This window comes from Lactobacillus sp. HMSC08B12, assembly GCF_001808415.1.
Taxonomy (GTDB): domain Bacteria; phylum Bacillota; class Bacilli; order Lactobacillales; family Lactobacillaceae; genus Lactobacillus; species Lactobacillus delbrueckii.
The window spans coordinates 1-1014 of record NZ_KV793226.1; the positions used below are offsets into that span (position 1 = coordinate 1).

The following is a 1014-nucleotide window of genomic DNA, read 5'->3' on the forward strand; positions in this document are numbered from 1 at the left end:
AAATTAAGCAAAAAAACACTCATCAAATTCAGATGAGTGTTCTAAGACGTTCCCCGTTCAAAGTCAATGTCTTAACTTAATGACATTGCTTTTCAAGGCATGATTCTTTTAATTAAGGATCATGTGCTATAAGAAATGTGGAAGAATGTGCGCTTGATACCGGCTGGTTCACATTATGGTCAAGATATTCAACTTTGCGACTATCGCATCATCGATATCTTTACTTCCGACGCCGACATGCCTGGCTGGAACATTCCCAACACATAATATGGGACTCTGCCGGCTTCCATTTCTCTCACGAGCGTTCACTGCCAAGCTTTCGCATTGACAGCGTGGGCGATCTCTGCACTCGATATGCTCACATCACCTGTACGGCCGAAGCCGCAGACAATGCCTTTATCCGAAGATGAGCAACCGAACTGTCTCACGAGTTCTGAACTCGCTTCTCGCATGTTCTTCCATTTGAGGAATTGCATGCGCGGTCGTAGAAACCGATTCGCTGCCAAAGCAACTTATCGGCTTCCCGTCCGGTGAGCCATCTGCACCGAAACAGCCACTTACGCAACTGTCCAAGCAACAGATGGCATTCCGGCCATTAGCCTGCCCGCATGGATCCTTGCGGATCCTTTGATTTTTTACAGTGCTTTATTGTATCTTGGATGATCAATCAAAAAAGTAAGATTCATCATCGCATTCATGTCCCGATCTACAACTTTGTTGTAGTTCGGGCATTTTTTGTTGTAGCACACGTATTCATTGTGCTTGGTGCCATGCTTCTTGTTGCCAGAAAGAGTGATCTTTTCGTCATTTTTCTTGATATTGCCACAGACTGCACAGCGCTGGGTGCTTGGATAAAAGCGATTGGCAATCACCAATTTGACTCCGGCTGACTTACACTTGTATTCGAGATAGCGGCGAAAGCGTCCAAACAGAGCACGGTGTACGCCTTTTGAAGCGACATGGCTCATAAGCATGCCCTTGACATCCAGATCCTCAATGCAGATTGCATCATAT

At 45.7% G+C, this 1014-nt stretch carries 1 protein-coding gene; it reads right to left on the minus strand.

Annotated elements, in window-relative coordinates:
* Window positions 1-635 precede the first annotated feature (635 nt).
* Window positions 636-1014, minus strand: a 379-nt coding sequence (locus tag HMPREF3168_RS09490) for a zinc ribbon domain-containing protein (RefSeq protein WP_083289625.1), incomplete at its 5' end; no start/stop codon positions are given.